This is a genomic window from Mucilaginibacter koreensis, assembly GCF_054783355.1.
This window is the reverse complement of the sequence record NZ_BAAGQS010000001.1, coordinates 3,057,273-3,074,308: the sequence shown is the minus strand read 5'-3', so window position 1 is coordinate 3,074,308 and position 17,036 is coordinate 3,057,273. Positions and strand designations below refer to the sequence as shown.

General features: G+C 43.6%; 11 protein-coding genes and 1 tRNA gene. 6 read left to right on the top strand and 6 right to left on the bottom strand.

Going from position 1 to position 17,036, the window contains the following annotated elements:
* Positions 1-112: 112 nt before the first annotated feature.
* Positions 113-1,333, top strand: a complete 1,221-nt coding sequence (locus ACYVNW_RS13750; RefSeq protein ID WP_460680448.1) for a glycosyltransferase family 2 protein — start codon at positions 113-115, stop codon at positions 1,331-1,333.
* Here the strand turns inward: ACYVNW_RS13750 and ACYVNW_RS13745 are convergent.
* Genes ACYVNW_RS13745 through ACYVNW_RS13735 form a run of 3 tightly spaced genes read right to left on the bottom strand, consistent with a single transcriptional unit; the run spans position 1,272 to position 3,750 of the window.
* Positions 1,272-1,865 carry a class I SAM-dependent DNA methyltransferase gene (locus tag ACYVNW_RS13745; protein ID WP_460680447.1) on the bottom strand — a complete coding sequence of 198 codons (594 nt, stop codon included), beginning with the start codon at positions 1,863-1,865 and terminating at the stop codon, positions 1,272-1,274. The two genes, ACYVNW_RS13750 and ACYVNW_RS13745, sit on opposite strands and share 62 nt — an antisense overlap.
* A 14-nt stretch (positions 1,866-1,879) precedes the next feature.
* Complete coding sequence (locus tag ACYVNW_RS13740) at positions 1,880-2,620, bottom strand: PIG-L deacetylase family protein (RefSeq protein ID WP_460680446.1); 741 nt, start codon at positions 2,618-2,620, stop codon at positions 1,880-1,882.
* Entirely contained in the window at positions 2,617-3,750 is a 1,134-nt protein-coding gene (locus ACYVNW_RS13735; protein WP_460680445.1) for an acyl-CoA dehydrogenase family protein, read from the bottom strand. The genes ACYVNW_RS13740 and ACYVNW_RS13735 overlap by 4 nt, the downstream gene beginning before the upstream one ends.
* A gap of 226 nt (positions 3,751-3,976) precedes the next feature.
* Here ACYVNW_RS13735 and ACYVNW_RS13730 point away from each other — a divergent pair, with 226 nt between their 5' ends.
* On the top strand, positions 3,977-5,101 hold the full coding sequence (locus ACYVNW_RS13730; RefSeq protein ID WP_460680444.1) for an acyltransferase family protein: 1,125 nt from the start codon (positions 3,977-3,979) through the stop codon (positions 5,099-5,101).
* Between the two features lie 631 nt (positions 5,102-5,732).
* Here the strand turns inward: ACYVNW_RS13730 and ACYVNW_RS13725 are convergent.
* Positions 5,733-7,517, bottom strand: coding sequence for a glycoside hydrolase family 9 protein (locus ACYVNW_RS13725; protein WP_460680443.1), 1,785 nt, complete (start codon positions 7,515-7,517; stop codon positions 5,733-5,735).
* Positions 7,518-7,529: 12 nt separating this feature from the next.
* Positions 7,530-8,318: a ThuA domain-containing protein gene (locus tag ACYVNW_RS13720; RefSeq protein ID WP_460680442.1), complete on the bottom strand. Its 789-nt coding sequence runs from the start codon at positions 8,316-8,318 to the stop codon at positions 7,530-7,532.
* Positions 8,319-8,494: 176 nt separating this feature from the next.
* Between ACYVNW_RS13720 and ACYVNW_RS13715 the strand changes: the two genes are divergently transcribed.
* Positions 8,495-8,566, top strand: a tRNA-Glu gene (locus tag ACYVNW_RS13715).
* 109 nt (positions 8,567-8,675) lie between these two features.
* On the opposite strand, the gene ACYVNW_RS13710 is transcribed toward ACYVNW_RS13715, so the two are convergent.
* Positions 8,676-12,194: a PKD domain-containing protein gene (locus ACYVNW_RS13710; protein WP_460680441.1), complete on the bottom strand. Its 3,519-nt coding sequence runs from the start codon at positions 12,192-12,194 to the stop codon at positions 8,676-8,678.
* A gap of 468 nt (positions 12,195-12,662) precedes the next feature.
* Here ACYVNW_RS13710 and ACYVNW_RS13705 point away from each other — a divergent pair, with 468 nt between their 5' ends.
* The 3 genes from ACYVNW_RS13705 to ACYVNW_RS13695 are packed head-to-tail and all read left to right on the top strand — an operon-like array spanning position 12,663 to position 17,033.
* On the top strand, positions 12,663-15,515 hold the full coding sequence (locus tag ACYVNW_RS13705) for a hypothetical protein (RefSeq protein WP_460680440.1): 2,853 nt from the start codon (positions 12,663-12,665) through the stop codon (positions 15,513-15,515).
* A 5-nt stretch (positions 15,516-15,520) separates the two neighbouring features.
* Positions 15,521-16,603, top strand: coding sequence for a DUF928 domain-containing protein (locus tag ACYVNW_RS13700; RefSeq protein ID WP_460680439.1), 1,083 nt, complete (start codon positions 15,521-15,523; stop codon positions 16,601-16,603).
* Complete coding sequence (locus ACYVNW_RS13695; RefSeq protein ID WP_460680438.1) at positions 16,590-17,033, top strand: hypothetical protein; 444 nt, start codon at positions 16,590-16,592, stop codon at positions 17,031-17,033. The genes ACYVNW_RS13700 and ACYVNW_RS13695 overlap by 14 nt, the downstream gene beginning before the upstream one ends.
* Positions 17,034-17,036: the final 3 nt, after the last annotated feature.

The window sequence follows — 17,036 nt, the reverse complement described above, 5'->3', positions numbered from 1 at the left end:
ATTTAAGATGCTTGCTGCCGAGATTCGTTATTAATATTAACTGCTCAAACCGGGTAAGCCTTTGTGCGTTATTAAGATAGCATTTTTGCTGATACGCTATTTTAACACACTTATGCATAGGATTGTACCCAAAGACTTGATGTTGCCGGTAATTTTTGCTTCTGCGCCTTTACCGCAATCAAATTTACAAGTATGCACTATTGTGCCGGTACGTAATGAGGCAGAAAGCCTTTGGGAAACTTTAGAAGCCTTGCGCCTGCAAACGGATGAGCATAAGCATCCAGTGAGGCCCTATACTTATGAGGTACTGGTGCTGATTAATAACTGCACTGATCACTCTTACGAAATAGCCAAGCGCTATCAGCAGGCGTATCCTGAATTTCAATTGCACATCGACCACATACAGTTACCCCAACCCTTAGCCAATATTGGCACCGTGCGCCGTATGCTGATGGATGAAGCCTACAGCCGCCTGCACCGGGCCGGAAACAAGAACGGCATCATTGCTTCAACCGATGGCGATACGCTGGTAGATAGCCAGTGGATATACCATATTATGGAAGAAATTGCCCAGGGCAGCGATGCTGTAGGCGGACGGATACTCACACAAAACCACGTAGGTGCAGCACGGCGCAGTCACCTGCGCGATGTTACCTACCGTTGCCTGCTGGCCCAAGCCGAAGCACTGATTGATCCCCTGTCTCATGACCCTATGCCACGCCATTTTCAATATTTCGGGGCCAGCCTTGCGGTTACCTGCGCTATGTATGAGCAGGCAGGCCGCCTGCCGCAGGTATCTTGTTTGGAGGATATGGCTTTTCATCAGGCATTGCAGCAGCAGGATGCCCGTATACGCAAAAGTTTTAAAGTTAAAGCCTATACTTCGGCCCGGTTAGATGGGCGGGTAAGCATCGGCCTTTCAGAGCAATTACGTAAATGGACCAGCGAGCAGGATGCCAACATACAGCAAACGGTAGAGCCGGTTGAATACTCGTTGCTTTTGTTAAATGTTAAAAGCAGCCTGCGCCGCTGCTGGCTGCAGGTGCAGCAACAGGGGGCAGCAGACAAGCAACCTATAAATATCATAGCACAAAAAACCTTGTGGACAAAAAAGGCTTTACTGCATGAAATGATGAATGCCCGGTATTTTGGGCAGTTGTGGCATAAAGTAGAGCAGGCGCTGCAACAACATTACAGCAAGCAGTACAATTACGGGCAGCTTATTGAAACCGCCATTACACAATTAAGAACCCTGATAGCAAGTAAAACGATTACTGGCGCTCCAGCAGTTCCATACGGTAATTGGGTTCACGGCGCTGAAGCAGCAGCTTAAAGGGCTGGCCGGCTCCGGTCAATTTTAAAAAAGATTCATGCACCTCGTCACCCGTGAGCGGGTAGTCATGCACGTAGGGTGTCCAGTGTACCAGCATCAATTGTCCGCCCGGTTTCAGGTGGCTGATGATTTGCTGCTGCAGGCGCTCCAAATCAGGCATAGACAGGTAATAGCCCACTTCAGACATCATCACCAAATCAAACTCCTGCTCCGGAAACTCGTTAGGCACCGTCATTTTTTGCAAGGTTACCTGCGGTTTATCCTGCAGGCGCTGCCTGGCTTTTACCAGCGGCGCTTCGGCCACATCAACCGATAGCAGTTTCTCGCATTTATCAGCCAGCATACGGCTCAATACCCCAATAGAACAACCTATCTCAAAGGCATTTTCATATTTTTCCCTGGGTAAGGCATTTACTGTAGCGGTATACTTTTCGCGCTCATAATCACTGGTTTCAAAATTCCAGGGATCATCGTGGGCATGATATACTTCGTTAAAATAATTTTCCGGTAATGATTGGTCAGCTTGTGGCATTTGTTCTGGTTAACTTAATGTTCAGTGCGTTCTACAAATATTTCCTGGCCAGTATTAAAGTGTGCCAGCACTTCTGGTGATAATATGAACCCTTCCGGATCATCGTCAATCATCCGGGTAGTTTGCGACAGATGCGCCCTGATGGCTTCCTGCTTGCGCTGGTTGACCGGTGTAATGTCAGCCTTCCATACTTTCGTCTCGCCGGGTTTTGGCAAATCATCATCAGCAGCGCGTTCCCACAGCCAAACCAGATATTCCAGCCGGCGATAAATAGCGCCGGTTTGCCCAATGGCATGGTTTACCATTTGCCAGGTAGCCCGGTGGTCGGGATGTGGGTCGCGCTGCCAGGGCGTAACAATGGTGTGCGGTTGCACGCTCAGCAGCACTTGCTGTACTGCATTTGCCGCCTGAATAAACCCTGGTTGATCTGTAGCAGGTAAACTGCCGTCTTGCAGGCGTAAAAACGTGACTTGCAGCTCATCTACACCTAAAATTTTTAATGCAGCGATCGCTTCCTTTTCCCGCAATTGCATTAATTCATAAGCCGGGTAGGTTTTAGAATTAGGGTGGGACAGGCTGCCATCGGTAGTAAACACCACATGTACGGGTATATACAGTTCGCGGAGCAGGGCAATCAGTCCACCGCAGCCCAGTGATTCATCATCCTGGTGCGGTGCTACAATCAGGGTTGTGCCCAACTGCATTAAATTTTCGGCGTTTAGCAATTGCGCCTCTTCATACCACAGCCCGCTCATGCCCACAATTGATTGGTTTGTGGCTGGGTTAATACATATTCACCTATGGCTGCCTTAGCTGCATCGGGTGCAGGCTGGCGCAGGTAAGTGGTTAAATCGCGGTGGATGCGCTCCAGGGCATCAGGTTTCATTAATCCGCGTGAACCTACCGAACGCTCGGCTAACTGCATGGCGCGCAGGCAAAGATCTTCAATTACGGTACGGGTCATGTTGGCGTAGGCCAGTATTTTGTCGTTGGTTTCGGGTTGGGTCAGCCATTCGTCGGTTTTTTGCCCGGCCTGGTTAAGCCATAGGTTACCGGTTTCAGTAAGATAGGCCAGTTCGGCCATCCGGGTGCGCTGAAAAGCATCATCGGTACGCCCCATGCCTTGTAAAAAGCGGTGGGTTTCCTGCAGTATGGCTTCGGCAGCGCCCAATTGCACAGCCGCGAAGCGGATAGCGCCGCCGCCAAAATAGGGTTGCTGGTAATAAGCATCGGGTGGCCCCAAGAGGTCATCCTCGGTGAGGATGATGCCGCTAAAATCCATCCGGTAACTTACGGATGAACGCATGCCCAGCGGTTTCCAAAAGGAAGCGTCGGCCTTAATGGCTTGCACCCTTTCGGTAGGAATGATGCACATTTGCCAGCCTTTTTTAGTGGGCGATACCCATTCGCCGGTAATGAGCGGGCGTTGGATATGCTCCGCCCCCGAACAAAAGGTTTTAGCCCCTTCCAACTGGTAACGGCCATTGCCCAGATCATGGATGCGTATACCGCCTGCTGCCTGGGTGTTCCATACGCCGAAGAGTTTTTGATGCAGGTTGGCATCGGCATACCAGCTTTCCTGCTGCTCGGCAGAGGCAAACAAATGAATTAAGTATAGGGCGTTGATGTGACCCTCATAAATACGGCCTACCGGCAGGCTTGCTTTTCCTGCTTCTTTGAGTAGCTGAAGCAGCGCAGCAGTGTGCGGCTGATGAAAATCGAGCGGGTGGCCGGGCAGTACCACTTGTAACAAACCGGCATCGTGCAGCAATTCAAACTCTTGTTCGGGGAAGGTGCCGGCTTCGTCAGTAGCAGCCGAAAGGCGGGCAATATGTAAAAACGTTTCCTCCCGCAAAAGCGGCGGAGCCAGGGTAGAAGCAATCATAATGGAAGGCGATAGTAACGCTATTAGAAAGCTACAAAGCAGGACTTTTGTTTTTTGCACCAGCAAGAATATGGCTGAAAAACACTGATGTTGCTTACAAGAATGCATTTTAATATCCTGCTCTTATTTAATTGCAACAGTTATAATTATCTTAGCACAATAACATGGGTATAAACGATTATTAAATCGTGCTGCTCACCGGTTTCAACCTGCTTTAACCTGAATAATGATTTCTTCTTTGAACAACCAGCCGGCTACCAAGCCGCATTACATGATACTGGATGGCCTGCGCGGTGTGGCTGCCCTTACAGTAGTCATCTTTCACATTTTGGAAACCCATTCCACCAGTCACCTCGATTTGATGATTAATCACGGCTACCTGGCGGTTGATTTCTTTTTCCTGCTCTCGGGTTTTGTGATCGGCTATGCGTATGACGATCGCTGGAACCAGCTGACCGTTGGCGGCTTTTTTAAGCGGCGGCTTGCCCGGCTGCAGCCCATGGTAGTGATGGGGATGCTGGTAGGGGCGGCCCTGTTTTACTTTCAAGGCTCGGTGGCCTTTCCGGGTATACTGCAGGTGCCGGTGTGGCAACTGCTGCTGGTGATGCTGGTAGGCTTTACCCTGTTCCCCTTGCCGGTATCGGCCGATATCAGGGGCTGGCACGAGATGCACCCGCTGGATGGACCGGGATGGTCGTTGTTTTACGAGTATGTGGCCAATATACTGTATGCGCTGGTGGTACGCCGGTTCTCGAAAACGGCACTGTCAGTTTTGGTACTCATTTCTGGTGCGGCGCTCATTCACTATACCGTAACTGCGCCAACCGGCGATGTAGTGGGCGGATGGTCGTTGGATGCCGAGGGTATACGCACCGGTTTAACCCGGCTAATGTTCCCGTTTTTTGCAGGCTTGCTGCTTTCGCGCACGGTAAAATTAACAGCTATACCTAATGCCTTTGCCTGGTGCAGTTTGTTGCTGCTGGTCGCACTGGCCATGCCACGCATTGGCGGGGCTGAACACTTATGGGCTAATGGGCTGTACGAGGCATTAACCATTATCCTGGTGTTCCCGCTGATTGTGTATCTGGGTGCCAGCGGACAGGTTAAGGGCAAGGCAGCTACCAAAGTGTGTCGCTTTTTGGGTGATATTTCTTACCCCATATACATTACCCATTACAGCTTTATTTATGTATATACCGCCTGGGTAAGCAACCACCCGAACCTGCACTGGCAGCAATACCTGCCCTATGGTGTGCTCACTTTTGTGGTGGCCGTACTGCTGGCCTACGCCTGCCTGAAATGGTACGATGAGCCGGTACGGAAATGGCTGCGGAAGAAGATGGCGGTGTAAGGCAGTAGGAGAGGTACTGCATGCTACGAATGCTGAAGTAGAGCATTGCAAAACACCTGCAGCAGTGGTATAAATATGTCAGTGGTTTTCGGGTAGATGAAATCTACTGGCATATTGCTTCGAAGTTGGAAACTTCGAAGAGCGGGGTAACTTAGAGCAACCATACAACAAGGTTTCAGCTTGCTGGTAATATCAATATTTCCTGCCTGCGGTTGGTGTTATCACCAACCACCATATGAGCATAGGCTCAAGCGACGGGGCGCATCAATGATAGGTTGCAACGTAGCATAGCCGGAAACAGCGTTTGGGTACGCGCAGTGCAAGTAGCGGTTGGTACTCATACCAACCACAGGCATATAATGGCCTGTTCACACAGCGTTCACGGAGGTGTTCATGAACGTTCACGGGTGTTCACGCCTGTTCACGGTTTTGCCATGAACACTTTGTGCTTCAAAGAAATGTTTTGACAATAGGCTTAAAATCAAAGATTTATAGCTATTGTGTCGAAAGTAGGTTAACTATTAATGCAGTAGCATAAATATGTCAGTGTTCACAAGTGTTCACGACACGTGAACGTGAACACCCGCCGCCATTGCACTGCTAAGCGCTTGCAAATTGTACCAAATTCACATTACCTTTCCTTTGCCATTACGGCCACCGCCTGTAAAAACCAGGCAGCGTGGGGGAGCCATTGTTCCGTCCAGCGCCATTCGTTGCCGGCGGCTTCGGTTTTAAAGGCAATGCCGCTGCCGTCGGGGTGGCCATCGCCGCCGGTAATGCCGTTGCTAATACCGCCCCGCTGCGAGCCGTGGCCATAATTGGAACTCATGTAAGGCACATTCTTTTGCCCGAAGCCATACAGCATGCACATATCATACGGGTTACTGCCCAATATCCAATCCAGCTGCCGGGCGGCGTAAGCGGCTATATCAGGCCGTACACCCCAGGGCTGCCGGGCATCGGGGTACACCAACCTGCCGCCTGTAATGGCTGCCGCCGCCAGTGAGGCCAGGCGGGCATCCTCACCCTGCCACCACCAGCCGGTCTCATTCTCGTGCGGAATGAAAAAGCCGTTTTGTATCTGGTTGTGGTACCTGAAGGTTTGCCGGGCATACATAAAAGGGTTGCTTACTTCCTGTGTAACGCGCAGGTTATAATCAATTGCCTTTTTAATGGTGGCTAAAGCGGAGTTTCTATAGCGGGTGTCTTTCTCTAATTCCAGGTATCGGCATAACGCCACAACAGGCATGCCTGCATCGGCTGCATGCCAGAAGGGGCGGCTGCCATCATCGGCCACAAAATAGCCTTGCGGTACCAGTCGGCGGGTTAAATTAGCGGCACGTTTGCGGGCTTGCTGCTGGTATTGCGCCTCGTGGGTGGTGTTCCATAATTCGGTGGCAGCCATCAGGGCGCAGTAATCGTCAATAATGTTTTCTCTGCCGTCATCATCGTATTCTTTATTATGCACCAACAGATGGGCAAAAGCGCGTTTAGCGCCGGTCAGGTACTGAGCTTGTGTATACTCGCCATGCTGCGGCCAGCGGGCGGCGCGGGCCAGCGCGGCAATGGCCATGCCGCCCCCTTCGCGAAAAGCCGCTTGGTACTGGTTGGTAGTTTTACTATCGGCCAGCAGCCCCACTATGCGGCGGGCTTCGGGGTCTTTTTTAAAATAGCTGAACACGATCATGTAAAAATAGTCCTCTTTGGAGAGCGAGCGCAGCAGGTAGTCGGCTCCATATAGTGCCTCGTTGTCTATTGAATCTTTCACACCCGTTTCGGTAAGCATTTTAGGCATGGATTCAGCGGCATTCAGCATTGTCCAGGTGACCAATGGTATTTGCTGCGGCGATACAAAGTTGGCATATGCTAAATGCGAAAAATATTTACTTACATCGCCCGAAGCATCGCACCAGCCGCCGTGCAAATCAACCCGCTGGTTGCTGCCGTACAGCAGCAGGTGGCGGTCGGCCTCCAGTTCTTGCGGCGTATTAGCCCGCTGGTTATGGTAATAATGAATGATAGAAGGGAGGGTAAGCTTAGCTAAGGCATTGTTGTCAATCTGAAAAGCAGCGGATGACTTGACGGCCACGTTGTTTTGAACCAAAGTGACCACATATTTACCCGGATTGGTAACCGGAGAAAAGTTGGCCTGGTAATAAAATTTGCCGGGTGCCCAGTCGGTAATTTGTTGCGGGCCGGTAAGCGAACCAGTATAGATTATTTGATGGCGCGGATCATCTGACTTTACTATGAAGGCGATACCTGCCTGTAGTGGGCTATTGGTGCTAATAACTGCTATTTTGGGGCCCTGCGCTTCAAAAGCAACCTGATTGAGGTGAATGACAATGCTATCGGGTTGCGCCATAGCCAGTTTGCACATGATAAACAGCGCATAAAAGAGTAGTAAGGGTTTCATTGGAGGGAAAAATTAATGGTGATACGCTGCCCAAAATATAGCGTTACGAAATAAAGTGGTGTAGGCCGTGTTTTGGAATAAAGCAGGAGAATGCCCCATAAAAATATATACATTACGGGATTTCATTTGAGGGTTGCTCCAAATCACCGGATGATCACCCATTTTAATATCCGAATCGGGCTGGTAGGTACTTTCATCTACATGCGCCAACACCTGTGCATTTGGCCGCGGGTTGGCATCGTAAGTATACCATTCATCCTGTTGGATAATAAACGAAGCAGGTACGCCCTTCATCACTGGGTGGCTGCTGTTTTCAACTATTACCTTAGCCGAAGCAAAATCGGCAATATAATTTTTGAAACGAATGCTGCCCATAAACCGGTAAAACCAGGGCCACAAGGCAAAGCCATCAAACTCGCCCAATAAACTGGCATGGTGGAAACCAATCCATCCGCCATCACCCTGTTCCATGTAGTGCTGAAAAGCCAGTTCGGCCGTTTTACCCCAGCCATATGGCGGGTAATCCAGTTGAATAAAGAGCTGGTATTGGTTAAGAATGGAATCGGTAAGCTGGTTGGGCCGCTGGATGTAATCTATTGTAAAGTTGCTGTCGGCCGCCAGGCGGTTGAGCCAAATGCGGGCTGCCCGGGAGTAAGCCACATGATGGCCGCCGTTTTCGTATAAGGCCAGCACCCTAAAACGCGGTTTCGGTGCCTTCATTTCTATAATTGCAGCGTTACTGGTAAGCGCAGTAGTAATGCTTAAGATGAACAGCGTACAGTAATAAGCTATTTTTTTCATGGGCAGCACTTCGGGATTTGTTTACAGGAATACTTTAAAAGTAATGAAATAAAATATTCGCTTGAAGAAAATTTACGACATCGTTTGCACTCAATCCGGATAATTAGTATATTTGCACGCTGTTAAACAAAAAACAAAAGGTTAGCTTTGCATCTTTAATTTTGTTAGCCAGGCATGGCCCGTTCGTCTAGGGGTTAGGACGCAAGATTTTCATTCTTGAAACAGGGGTTCGATTCCCCTACGGGCTACTGAGTCTATTTTAAACCCTTGTAAGTGAGTAACTTGCAAGGGTTTTTTGTTTTATCATGCGAGCGTAATTGCGAACACATTTTGATTTATTTAGGTAGATTGCAGATCTTATCTAATCAACGTAATGTAACCAGATAAAGGCTTCTCTTCATGCTGTAACTGGATTAAGTAATAATATGTACCTGCAGGTACATCTGCGCCTTTGTATTTGCCATCCCATGGATGTGAATATCCAATAGATTGAAATAATAAAACTCCCCAACGGTTGAAAATTTGAATATGTGCTTCAGGGTAATCTTCAATATGCTCAATATTCCACAAATCATTGAGTCCGTCGCCATTTGGGGTAAATGTATTGTAAATCAAAACAGGTTGAAGTACATGCACCGTTATACTTGCATTTTCGTTACAAGTACCATTTGAGGCAATCAATGTATAAGTTGTAGTTGTTGTTGGAGAGGCTAAAGGGGTTTCAATATCACTTCTATCCAGCCCCAACTGAGGTAACCATTGAAAATTTAGTTTTGAACCCGAATATTGGGGTTGTAAGTGTATACCTGTCCCTCTCCTAATGGTGATTGAATTTTTAGAGAATGACAGTTGCGGAGGAGCTACAACGGTAATATATCGCATCGCTGAATCTGTGCAGCCATTTGCTGTAATAAAATGATAAGTAATTTCATGCTTTCCCAAGCCTGCAGCATTAGGAGAAAAAAGATTATCTTTTATTATACCTTTTCCAGTGTAGCTGTTTGTTCCGGTTAGGCCACTGGTTTCATTGCCGGCCGTTAACGTAAAAGGGGCTGCATTAATACAAACGCTATTTATATCATTTAAAATAATTTGGGGAGCAGGCATTAAAGTAACTGTTTTCGAAATTTCATCTAAACATATGTTGCCACTATAAGCTAATAATTTAACAGTTACTTGCTTGCTTCCCGATAATTGATAAAATTTAGGGTAAGTATGATAGTAAAGTTGGTTGCTGCTAAGCTCTGTTATTTCAACTTTCTCTTCAGGGTGATTGGTAGCATCGAAGTACCACTCCAGCTTTGTGATTTTTCCGGCATCAAGCACCCTGGATAAATCTTTGAATGTTACCTCGCGTCCGCTACAGATGATATTACCATTCAAAACCTCAAAATCAGCCTTTGGGGTAACCCCGTTAACCATAATAGTTTTTTGTATGGTGCTGTCACAGCCGTTAGGTGTAGTTACCGTAAGTGTAACTTTAAAAGATTTTGCCTCGCTATATTTATGTGTAGGGTTTTTAAGTGTAGAAGTGTTTGGGTTGTTGATGGTTGATTTGTTATCGCCAAAGTTCCAAAAATACAAGAGTGCCGATTGGGAGCCTTCAGGGGAGGTTGAAAGATTGGTAAATGAAGTATAAGCATCTGTTAAGCAAGCAGCTGAGGATGAAAAATCAGGTTGGGGTTTGGCCGATATATTAAGTGTTTTTGTAACAATCGGACTATTACACCCCAAGTTATTTTGCATCGTCATCGTTACCTGGTAAACACCTGGTGTTTTATAAATATGTATAATAGGGGTATTGTTATAAACAGTCACAGAATCATTATCACCGAAGTTCCAGTTCCATGATCTGGCTTTATAATGATACGTTTGACTATTATCTAAAAACTCAATTTTTTTTTCCGCACAGTTGGGTTGTGTAAAAGTAAAATCAGGCATCACCCGTTGATGGATTTGAACAGTATCTTGCTTAAACGACTGGCACCCGGTTGAGCTGGTTGCAGTTAGCGTTACTACATAAACTCCAGTATCAGTATACGTATGGGTGGGATGCTGCAAAGCAGAGGTTTGCTGATCAAGAGCAGCTTTTGAATCGCCAAAATCCCACATCCAGCCAATAACAGGATGAATATTGTCTTTACTTAAATCGGTAAACTTTACAGTTGAGCTGCAAGTATTGTGCTGTTTGCTAAAAGCAACTTGGGGAGGTGCAATTACTTTGAATGATCCGGTGATTTTCTGGTTGCCGGTGCTGCAATTATTATAATTGGCGGCATAGCTTGCTTGTATCAGTATTTGATGATTGCCCGCATTTTGATAAGCCTTTGTTTTAGAAAGTAAGTATTCATACGTTGTTTTGCCATTTAAAGCTGTTTGAACAGCTTGCGGACTTTCCTGAATAATGGGCGCCTCGTTCTTATCCATCTGCCATATAATTTTAGGCGATAAATAAGGTAAGGTGAGCTTAAAGTGATAGTCATCTTCAATACAGGCAGAATCGATAACTTGCTGTGTTTGATTACTGATAACATTTAACGATTGGCTGGCTGCCAAGTTGGTGCCGGCCGAATATGCATAAGATTCTACGTCACCAAATCCATAAGCGGTTGCATTAAAACCAGAATCTGCAGTAAGGGTAAAAACATGGGTAGGGTAAGCCTTTAAATCTAATTGCAGGTAGGAGTAACCTGAGCTTCCGGCCACAGAAGTAAAGGGTTTTGCAGGAGGCATGTTATTAATTCTGAAGCTGGCAACAGCAGTTGACTTCATTAACACATTGATGTATTGCTCGGTTATATTTTCTCGGTTTGAAGAGTAGACGGTGGTATTACTTATTCTGTATTCAAGCGGATTGAGCAATACCATATCGGGATCACTATATCCGGCATCCGGCGAATTGTTAGAAGCGCTACAGTTTTGTGTAAGCGCATATTGAGCTACAGTTACAGGCTTGTTGGCTGTGATGATACTGGCTATATCAATAGGGCTGCTGGTATAATATTGCCCTGCATTAAGTTTGGCTACCTGGGTTCCATTTACAGTCAATAAAGTTTGATCATCTTTAGCCAGCACTCTCACTATCTGCCCTTTTGTTCTAACAGGTGCCTGTTTGCCGGAGCTTATCATGCTAAAGGGAATAATGCCATATTCGGTTCCCCAATCCTCTGTAGGATAGCATTGCTGAAACAGCGGATCAAGGGAAGTTGGCGTACAATTGTTGGCAGTAATTTTTACGCCCGTTGAACCTGAGAACATAGCAAAGCGGTTACATCCTGATTCTTGTACATTTACTGCAACTGATACACCGGTTAAATCCTCATCAGATAAATATTCATATACATCGTTTACCTGCGGCAGTAGAACACCGCCCGGAATAAGGTCATTGCCGTTTTTTTTAAAAAAAACTTTAGTATTAGGTTCAGATGCTATAACAGTAATATAATTTTTACCCTCATTACTGTATTGCGGATAATTCATGCTAAAGTATTGCTGGCCCAGTGCTTCTTTAGGAAGAATCAGGCTGGCAGCTGAGCGTTTACCTGCAAAAATGTGTGCATATACCACAACTTCTGGCTGCCCTGGATCAACTACAATATGAATTGCCCGGTTATGTAAAATTTTTCCTGCATCCGAAGCATCAATATAAGAAGCAGAATAGGGTATGGGTATTTCAGTTACATTATTGGAGTTAACGGTGAATTTTTGTGAAAAAGAGCCTGCTGATATGGTACCGGATGAAGCTTGAGTGCTAGTTATAAATACACTGATTTTAGCTAAAAGCGGGTTAAACGCTTTATCGAAATCTGGTTCGTGAGTTGGAAAGACGGCCCAAAACTCGTTTCCTTTATTAGAAACATTTTGTGCTGAGGCCAATAAAGGGGAGCCGAGTAGGATGATTAATACAAAAATAAATCGTACAAATAATGTATATGAAGCTAGAGCAGCTCTTTTTAAAAAGAAGTGCATCGGTTTTGATGGCAAAGTTTAGGACAATTTAGGCTAAAATATGATAAAATATTTAAACTTTATAAGAAATGAAATCGGAATTGTTTACTCCGCATCGGATTGTTTTTTTTAATATCTATTTTTTTTGAATTTATGATTTGAAATAGTTAAAAAAATATATTTTTGAAAAGCAGAAACTCGAATCTAATTGATCAGAGCTTCTTTTAACTCAACCTTAACTTATACACAATGAATCCTAATTATATCTTGGCATCGCCGATTACTTAAGCCCTCAAACACCAACAGCGGCATTTCAACTTAATATTGCAATATGTTGCTTTAATTAGCAGCAGATGAATTTAGCCTAACATACCTTATAACACTTCTCTTTCTCAAATGAGAAAAATACCTTATTTGCTTATTGATGCAGGCTATGGCTGTAAAAAAAGCATTAAACATTTTTTATTTACGGGGTTATTGTGTACATGCAGTTACTGGTTGGCAGCGCAAGATAAAGGAGGTTTCAACACAGATACTTTAAAGCCCGGTTACAATTCAAAGAAGGTATTTATTGATACCGCAGCAATGCCGGCATCTTTAAGCGGGATGGTGAATCAAATTCAATTGCAAAACAAATTGGATAATCTTAATCCCCAGAATCTTCTTAATAATTATAAGTCAACTATAACTAATCAATTTAACCAAGCTAAAAGCTCGCTGTTAGGTAAAGTGCCAAAATTTAAGGCGCAAGCATTTTCCGCAAATATATTATTAGAAGAAAAGGTACAATATCAGCCTACTTATATTGTACCGACTGTTGATGTGGGCAGGAAATGGGTAAATGTTGTAAATATAGGTGCCAATTTACAAGTATGGGGTTTACCCCTTCAATTCAATTACTCTACAAGTAAGAATTTCATCAACCGGTTGTCGCCATACAGCAGCTACGGTGACCTATTCAAAATAGATTTCGATTATAAACAGTTTGTAAATTCGTTCAGCAGTGATTTACAAAAGTATGTTGATCTTAGTAAAGATGCCTTTGCAGGTTTAAGTTTAACTGCTTATACGCAAAAAATGGCTCTTGAACAAATTAACAACAGGCAACAAAGCCTTGTGCAATCTGCATCCAGCCAGGTACTGGTAAGCTATTTAAAAAATCCTGAAAATGTACAACATTTATTAACGGCTAATAAGAAGCAAATAGAAGAAAGGCTACAAAATGTCTTAAAGGCTACACCATACTCGAACATACTGCATGATGCGCTTAATGATAAATTCTTGCAACAAAGCATTACAAGTGGTTTAATTGATAAATACCAGTTGCCTATTGCGCAACTTAGGGCTGTAAGCATAGCAAAAAGCGAATCACTCAATCAATATCTGGGTAGCAAGAGCAATCTGGCAGAATTAGCAAACCTGTCTGAACAGGAAAGAATAGCAAAGTTACGCCAGGTTTTTTATAAGGGGTTAACGGACTCTTTAAACCTACAAGCGGAACAAAATTATAATCCTGTTAGTACCCAAGTCAATTTTTTGTCGGTTGTTAAAAACCTTACAAGTAATCAACAGCAAACAGATCAGCTAATATTCAAACAGCTTTCCGAAACTGTAACCTCTAATCCTCAAATATCCTCTTTAAATATTAGCAGTCCGCTCGGTTTAAGCAATGTACGCGGTTTAAGTGCTAATGTGTATGAAGCAGATACGAGCAGCTTGGCTGCCATTAAAGAATTAACTAGTTCAATAACCCAGTTGCAAAAACAGTTAACTTCAAACGGAAGTGATATAACCAAGCTTATTCAAATACAAAATTATCTTGACAAAAAGGGTACTAACGCTTCGCTTTCTGAATTGGAGAGTAGTTTTTATACAAAGGCTCCTAAAAATACATTACAACATGTTTTTAGTGCTTTGTCTGCTTTCAAATTTGGTGCATTTGGTTCTCAAATACCAGGCAGTACGCAAGGGTCAGATTTGTTTACCAAAGGAACCAGTGTTAGCTTCAAATCGGTAGGTTTTCCTGTTACTTTAGGATATGGTAAAATAAATGATCTTAATGCGCTTAAGGATGCAGAATATCAAACATCGGTATATAATAGGCCCAGAGACTTAACATACATCAGTACAGTAGTAAGAAAAGCTGGATATGGCCCGGTAAAAATCTCTATAATCAGTTCGTTTACGGGGCAGGCATATACCAATACATATTATGTACCTGCAATATCTTCCAATAATATCACCTTCACAGTAAATAAATCCATCCAAACAGATAATGCGGGAACCTTCTCATTTGATGTGTCAAAATCTAATACGCTTTTTAATAATAAATATCAACTTGGTAGCGAAGCTATCCTGCAAAGAAAGGATGGGATAAGGCCAGATTTGTCCACTGATCTTTTCCAATCATTGGCATTGGGCCTCAATCACCATTTAGATATACAAGAAATCAATATGTCTGACAATGCCTATATCAGCTATTCAGGCATGGGATATCAAAACCCAGGAAACAATGGTTTTGGAGGCGCCCGGTTAAAATTCGGCGGTAACTTAAAAAAAGCGTTTTACGAAAATAAACTGGTCTTGAATATCCGCTCTGACTTTAACAACCAGCCTATCAGTTATACTTCGAATGATCGTTGGAAAACTTACCAGATACAATTGGATAGCAGATACACAATAAATAAAAATTTTAATGTGGGAGTTAGATACAGCAACAATGCTACTGATAAAAGAATTGCTAATGTAAATACACCTGTGTACGGCTTTGAAAAATATCAGTTTGATGGAAATGCAAATTATAAAATTGGTAAAAACTACAGCGTAAGTCATTTAACGCTGGCGATGCAAAGCTTTTCTAATACTTATGCTTCACAGGCCGGCAGCAGTACAGCCCTGCTTAATTATACTCAAAGTGTTTTATTAAACAAAAATGCACTTACCTTAAATGTATTTTATAATAAGGAGTTAGCAGCCTACCACATTATTGGCGATATGCTGAACAGTGACCTTACTTACCAATACAGCTTTTTAAGCAAGCTTAACCTTTCAACAGGTTTAACTTACCTCAACAATACGGGAATTGCCAAGCAGGTGGGAGTAAGGCAAAGCTTGCAGTTACTAAATGCACGAAAGTTTGATGTGAGTACGTATATAGATGTTCGTGAAAACTTGATTACACCTTTATACAAAGATTTGTATGCTTCATGCCGGGCAGAGTTATCAATAAGATATCACTTAAATTATTAATTTAAATGTTTAAATACAGCATCGTTTTAATGCTTTTGCTTGTTTGTTTTCAATCTTCTGCTCAAGTGGTATTTCAGTTTATACCAGAAATATCAGGGCGTAGTGTGGATGGTATATTTAATTGCAGAATTAATAATCTATATACAGTTCAAAATGCCTCGTTAAACATTGTCATAACCGAACGCGCCGCAGGTACAGTTTGTATAATTAAAACGCCTGCATTTCAAATATTGCCTGGTAACAATCCTCTGCCTTCATCAGCAGTTAATGCTGCTGCAGTACAATTTACGGGTAATCGTATAGGCCAGCTCACAGCCTCCAGCAGGTTGTTCCCTGAGGGTGATTACGAATATTGCTTTAGTTTAAATTTTATTAACTCTGATAATCCACCATTAGAGCAATGTTTTTCTTACACATTGGCTCCCTTTGCCGATTTACATTTAATTGAGCCTTATAATCAAGATCAGATTTGTGAAAAAAGGCCATTATTCAGCTGGCAGCCTTTAATTCCAGGGGTTGCAGGGGCCTATTATCAGCTTGTACTTACCGAAATAAAACAAGGTCAAAACGCAACTGAAGCTTTAAATTATAACCTTCCAATCATTAATCAGCGTAATATTCCTTCGCCTATTCTTCCTTATCCGTCAATTGTACCCCAACTGGAAAAAGACAAGCAATATGCATGGCAGGTAACAGCCTATAAAGATCAAACTATTTTAAACCGCTCAGAGGTGTGGTCATTTACTTTGAAATGTACAGAGCAGGCCAAAGCGCAACCATTAAGTGATGATGGATATCGGGAGATAGATGATCTCATCAAAGGCAACTATTATATCGCTTACGGATTTATTAAATTCATGATCGTTAATCCTTACGAAAATCAAGCACTTAAATACAATATTCAGCCCCTTTCGGGCGAGAAAACTATTCAAAAGCTACCCAAAATTAAACTCAGGGCAGGCGACAATAAAGTATTTATTGATTTGGCAGACCAAAAAGGATTACACAGCGGTAAATATTATTTAATGAATATCTGGCTGCCTGATGGCTCAAAAAAAGTACTCAGATTTTTATATGAAAATATTTAATAGCAAAATTTTACTAGTTGCTGTAATTGTGTTAATGGCTTTTATGTCTTGCCATAATGCCCCTGATAAATTTAGCCAAAGTATAGATAAAGAAATAGTTATGCAGGTGCTTGTGCCACCATTGCCCGCAGATAGTACAGCGTATACAACACTGCAAATTAGGCTAACGCCATCTGCTGATGTTCTTAGTGCAATGCCTGCAAAGGTAAAGCAGCAGTTATTGTACCGTGCAGACAGCTGTTTTTATCTTGAAGATAAAAATCTTCATGTATATCCTGCAGATGTACAAGCGGTAGCTAATGGTATAAACGGCACTTTCGAGTACTTGGTGGCTTTCAGAAATAAAGACTTATTACAAAGTAGAACATTAATTTTTCACGATCAGCACATTAACGACAAAGTTTATAAAGTTAGTGTGGATAACCTATAACCA

What these genes read in the sequence shown, in the direction of transcription:
- ACYVNW_RS13700 (WP_460680439.1), top strand. Translation starts at nt 15,521, where the DNA reads ATGTTTAAATACAGCATCGTTTTAATGCTTTTGCTTGTTTGTTTTCAA.
- ACYVNW_RS13720 (WP_460680442.1), bottom strand. Translation starts at nt 8,318, where the DNA reads ATGAAAAAAATAGCTTATTACTGTACGCTGTTCATCTTAAGCATTACT.
- ACYVNW_RS13735 (WP_460680445.1), bottom strand. Translation starts at nt 3,750, where the DNA reads ATGATTGCTTCTACCCTGGCTCCGCCGCTTTTGCGGGAGGAAACGTTT.
- ACYVNW_RS13695 (WP_460680438.1), top strand. Translation starts at nt 16,590, where the DNA reads ATGAAAATATTTAATAGCAAAATTTTACTAGTTGCTGTAATTGTGTTA.
- ACYVNW_RS13750 (WP_460680448.1), top strand. Translation starts at nt 113, where the DNA reads ATGCATAGGATTGTACCCAAAGACTTGATGTTGCCGGTAATTTTTGCT.
- ACYVNW_RS13725 (WP_460680443.1), bottom strand. Translation starts at nt 7,517, where the DNA reads ATGAAACCCTTACTACTCTTTTATGCGCTGTTTATCATGTGCAAACTG.
- ACYVNW_RS13730 (WP_460680444.1), top strand. Translation starts at nt 3,977, where the DNA reads ATGATTTCTTCTTTGAACAACCAGCCGGCTACCAAGCCGCATTACATG.
- ACYVNW_RS13740 (WP_460680446.1), bottom strand. Translation starts at nt 2,620, where the DNA reads ATGAGCGGGCTGTGGTATGAAGAGGCGCAATTGCTAAACGCCGAAAAT.
- ACYVNW_RS13745 (WP_460680447.1), bottom strand. Translation starts at nt 1,865, where the DNA reads ATGCCACAAGCTGACCAATCATTACCGGAAAATTATTTTAACGAAGTA.
- ACYVNW_RS13705 (WP_460680440.1), top strand. Translation starts at nt 12,663, where the DNA reads ATGAGAAAAATACCTTATTTGCTTATTGATGCAGGCTATGGCTGTAAA.